General features: G+C 67.9%; 1 protein-coding gene. It reads right to left on the reverse strand.

Annotation, left to right across the window (positions count from 1 at the left end; all coding sequences use genetic code 11):
* Nucleotides 1-58 precede the first annotated feature (58 nt).
* Complete coding sequence (locus AC3XYG_RS03310) at nt 59-2,056, reverse strand: PhoX family protein (RefSeq protein ID WP_489138388.1); 1,998 nt, start codon at nt 2,054-2,056, stop codon at nt 59-61.
* Nucleotides 2,057-2,168: the final 112 nt, after the last annotated feature.

Consider the following 2,168-nt stretch of genomic DNA (forward strand, 5'->3'; position numbering starts at 1 on the left):
GGTGGGGTTCCCATAGCGAACCCAACCGACGAACTCCTTTCGGGTCCGTCCGCGCCGATTAAGCGCCGATCTTGCCGCCACCCTGCTTGGTGATGACCACCACCGAGGGCCGGGGCGGGACGCCGTCCTGGAAGTCGGGCCAGCGGGTCGACGGGTCGGCGAAGGTGCTGGGCCGGCCGAATTCCGGCCATTCCTTGCCGCCTTCGCCCGGATGCTGCACCGCGACGAAGAAGCTGGCCAGGTCGGGCGTGATCTTCGGGCCGCACATCTCGGCCCCGACCGGGACGCGGAAGAACAGCTTGCCGGTGCCGCGGGCCTCGCCCTCGGTCTCCAGCCCCCAGATGCCGTCGGCCCGGCCGCTGTATTTGTAGTTGTTGCCGTCGGTGGCGACCCACAGGCGGCCGTCGGCGTCGATCTCGCAATTGTCCGGCGACCCGAACCAGCCATTCTGGCTGGTGCCGGGGTGGAAGCTGGCGCCGACCGCGGCGACGCTGGGGTCGCCGCACTTCACCAGCAGGTCCCAGGACGCGGTGGTGGCGGCATGGTCGCCATCGGCCGGCAGGATCTCGACGATATGGCCGAACTTGTTCTCCGGCCGCGGGTTGGTGGCGTCGACCTGCTCGGCCTTGCGCTTGTCGTTGTTGGTCAGGATGACATAGACCTTGCCGTTCACCGGGTTCGGCTGCACGTCTTCCGGCCGGTCCATCTTGGTGGCGCCCAAGAGGTCGCCGGCGCGGCGGGTCTCGATCAGCACGTCGGCCTGGCTCTTGAAGCCATTGGCCTCGGTCAGCGGGCCCTGGCCAAACACCACCTGCAGCCAGGCGACGCTGCCGCCGGCGTCGAACTTGGCGACATACAGCGTGCCGTCGTCCAGCAGGTCCATGTTGGCCTTGCGGTCGTCCGGGTTGAACCTGCCGGCGGTGACGAATTTGTACAGGTAGTCGAAGCGCTGGTCGTCGCCCATGTAGAACACCACGCGGCCGTCCTTGGCCACGATGCTCTCGGCGCCCTCATGCTTGAAGCGGCCCATGGCGGTGCGCTTCTTCGGGGTCGAAGCCGGATCGGTCGGGTCGATCTCGACCACCCAGCCGAAACGGTTGGGCTCGTTCGGCTCCTTCACCAGGTCGAAGCGGGCGTGGTGCAGGCTCCAGGCGTATTCAGTCTCGCCGAGGCCGTAGCGCTTGTAGTTGCGCGCCTCCGGATGGTCGTCCTTCAGCTCGCCGCCGAAATAGCCGTTGAAGTTCTCTTCGGCATGCACCGTGGTGCCCCAGGGCGTGGTGCCGCCGGCGCAGTTGTTGATGGTGCCGATCACCGTCGTGCCGGTGGCATCGGCCGAGGTCTTCAGCCGGTCATGCCCGGCGGCCGGGCCGGTGACCCGGAATTCGGTCGACCGCGCGGTGATGCGGCGGCCATAGGCGCTGTCCGGCACCACGGCCCATTTGCCGTCGGCGCCGCGCTTGATCTCGATCACCGACTGGCCGTGGGCGGCCATCTCGATGTCGACCTGCTCCTGGCTCTGCGCGCTCAGCGCGAACTCGCCCTTGGCGTCGGCCAGGCCGGGGAACATGATCGCGGCGTCGGTGTATTCGTGGTTTACCACCAGCAAGCCGTGGTCGCTGGTCTTCGAGCCGAGCGGCAGGGGCACGTAGCCGATATAGTCGTTGTTGTAGCCGAACTGCTTTTCCTGGGCGTCCGCGCTCTGCTTGTGCGGGTCGAAGGCGGGGGCGCCCTTGACCACCGGGTCGCCCCAGCGGATCAGGATGTCGGCGTCATAGCCCGGGGCGACATGGTGCCTGGTGTCGACGCCGGCCTGCAGCTCCTCGAACACATAGCGCGAGGCCGTGGCGGCCTGCGCCGGACGGCTGGCCGACAGGAAGGCCGCCGGCCCCACCACCGCGCTGATCGCCGAGACGGCGAGGGCGCCGCGCAGCATGTCGCGCCGGCCGAAGCGGGCGTTGACGATGTCGCCCATGGTCGGGTTGTCGCTGGCATTGCTGCTGCGGTCGTCCTGCTGTTCGTAGCGCTGGACGCGCGAAAGGGTGGAGTCGTGGTCCATCTCGTCCTCTGGGCTGGCATGCCATGGCGGCGGGCTCGGATCGAGGCGGACATTAACTATTTGTAATGTGCGTTCTGTTGAAGGGAGATGACGGTTCGATGACGGGGGCGGG

This window comes from Inquilinus sp. (assembly GCF_057815775.1).

What these genes read in the sequence shown, in the direction of transcription:
- AC3XYG_RS03310 (WP_489138388.1), bottom strand. Translation starts at nt 2,056, where the DNA reads ATGGACCACGACTCCACCCTTTCGCGCGTCCAGCGCTACGAACAGCAG.